Origin of the sequence: Nocardia sp. NPDC060220, from assembly GCF_042727815.1 — a bacterium.
Lineage (GTDB): Bacteria > Actinomycetota > Actinomycetes > Mycobacteriales > Mycobacteriaceae > Nocardia.
The window spans coordinates 1-2,289 of record NZ_JBHWZY010001002.1; the positions used below are offsets into that span (position 1 = coordinate 1).

The following is a 2,289-nucleotide window of genomic DNA, read 5'->3' on the forward strand; positions in this document are numbered from 1 at the left end:
CCACTGCGCACCGGGCTTCATGATGTCCCTGGCTGTCGTCATAGGGGGCTACCTCCTCGTCAGCAACGCTGGATGGGATGAAAGCAGCCTCATTCTGCGCCCGCGCGGACGCGGCGGGCGTGTTCGCCATCCAATCGAGACCTCATCGCGGAATCGGCGACGCTCCCACGTGCAGCACGACATTGCCGTTGATCGTCACTGCCGAACCGGCCGCCGGATTCTGCCCGACGACCTTGCCCGAGGCATTGCCGTCGAGCGTGATCACCGTGGTCTGGCTGAGCTGACCGGTCCACCCGAGCCCGCGCAACGTCTCCTGCGCCTGCACCGGCGTGAGCCCGGTCAGATCGGGGACGGTGATCCGGTCACCGGCGGAGACCTGGACCGTGATGGTCGAGCCCTTCTCCGCGTTGCTGCCGCCGGCCGGGTTGGTGGCGAGCACCTGACCCTTGGGCAGCGAGGACTTCACTTCCTGGATCTCGACCTTGAAACCGGCGGAGGCGACCAGATTCGGCTGAGCGATGGAGATGTCCTGGCCCACCACGGTCGGCACACGCACCTCTTCCGGCCCGCCGCCGATGGTGACGACGATCGGCCGGTCGATGTCCACCCGCACACCCGCGCTCGGGTCCTGGGCGATCACCTTGTCGGTCTCGGCGGTGCTCGACGGTTTGCGCACCACATTCGGATCCAGTTGCAGACCGAGCGAATTCAGCTTCTGCTCGGCATCGGCCTGACTCATCCCGATCAGCCGCGGCAACTGCACCTGCGTGGGCCCGGTCGAGACCTGCAACGTCACCGTGCTGCCCTTGTCGATGCGCGAACCGCCGAGTGGCTGGGTCGCGATCACATTGCCCGGCGCCACCTTGCCGTCCGGCTTCTCCAGCCTGGCCACGTGGAAACCGGCCTGCTGGAGGCCGTCCTGTGCCTGCTGCGCGGGCTTGCCCGACAGATCGGGGACGGCAACTTGATCGGCCCGGCTACCTGGACCGACCAGCACCCAGAACAGGCCGAACGCCACAGCGAGCGCGGCCGCGACACCGAGCGCGATCAGCCCGGTGCGGTTACGTTCCTCGCCGTCGGGCCCGACCACGGGATGCTCGGAGGTGTCGTCGCGGCGGTCGTGGAAACTCCGCGGCCCCGGCTCGTCGTCGTAATCGGTGCGGTCTTCCTCGTTCATCACCATCGGCGCGCTGGGCTTCTGCCCACCGAGCACCCGGATCAGGTCGGCGCGCATCTCCGCTGCCGTCTGGTAGCGGTTGGCCGGGTTCTTGGCCATCGCCTTGAGGATCACCGAATCGAGCTCACGCGGCACGCCGGGATTGACCGACGACGGTAGCGGCGGATCCTCCTTCACATGCTGGTAGGCCACCGCGACCGGCGAGTCACCGGTGAACGGCGGCTGCCCGGTGAGGATCTCGAAGAGCACGCAGCCCACCGAGTACACGTCCGAGCGCGCGTCGACGGTCTCGCCGCGCGCCTGCTCGGGCGAGAGGTACTGGGCGGTGCCGATCACCGCGGCGGTCTGGGTCATCGGGTTGGCGCTGTCGGCGATCGCGCGCGCGATGCCGAAGTCCATCACCTTCACCGCACCGGCGCGGTTGATCATGATGTTGGCCGGCTTCATATCGCGGTGCACGATCCCGGCTTTATGGCTGAAGTCGAGCGCGGCGCACACGTCGGCCACGACTTCCATCGCCTTGCGCGGCGCGAGCGGTCCCTTGCCGCGCACGATGTCGCGCAGGGTGTCGCCCTCGACGTATTCCATGACGATGTAGGGCAGCGGCCCGCCGTCGACGGTGGCTTCGCCGGTGTCGTACACGGCCACGATGGCCGGGTGGTTCAGCGCGGCCGCGTTCTGGGCTTCGCGCTTGAACCGCAGGTAGAACGTGGGATCGCGGGCCAGATCGGCCCGCAGCACCTTGATCGCCACGTCACGCGACAGCCGCACGTCGCGGGCGCGGTGCACCTCCGACATGCCGCCGAACCCGATGATCTCGCCCAGCTCGTACCGCGAGGAGAGGTTCTTCGGGGTCGTCATGGTTGTCCTATGGTCGGGCCTACCGCCGTGTCGCCATCGGGGAACGGCAGGTCGAAGGTGGGCAGCCGGGGACGACCGACGGTGGTGGTGCCCGCGGCCGGCGCCGTGGTGGTCGGCTCCGGTTTGGTCGGCTTCGGTGTGGTCGTCGGCTTGGTCTTGGTCGTGGTGGTCGGCGGCACCGTCGTGGTGGTCGGCGGCTCGGTGGTCGTCGTCGGCGGCTCGGTGGTCGTCGTCGGACGTTGCGTGGTGGT

The 2,289-nt window shown here is 68.5% G+C and carries 2 protein-coding genes; one reads left to right on the forward strand and one right to left on the reverse strand.

Annotated features, from left to right (window positions below):
• Window positions 1–142: 142 nt before the first annotated feature.
• On the reverse strand, window positions 143–2,038 hold the full coding sequence (gene pknB, locus ACFWF3_RS32835; protein ID WP_379317769.1) for a Stk1 family PASTA domain-containing Ser/Thr kinase: 1,896 nt from the start codon (window positions 2,036–2,038) through the stop codon (window positions 143–145).
• 9 nt (window positions 2,039–2,047) lie between these two features.
• On the opposite strand from pknB, the gene ACFWF3_RS32840 reads away from it, so the two are divergent.
• On the forward strand, window positions 2,048–2,289 hold a 242-nt coding region (locus tag ACFWF3_RS32840), incomplete at its 3' end, for a hypothetical protein (RefSeq protein WP_379317771.1).

Bases quoted from the DNA above. Each gene is read 5' to 3' on its own strand.
- pknB (WP_379317769.1), bottom strand. From the start codon at position 2,038: ATGACGACCCCGAAGAACCTCTCCTCGCGGTACGAGCTGGGCGAGATC.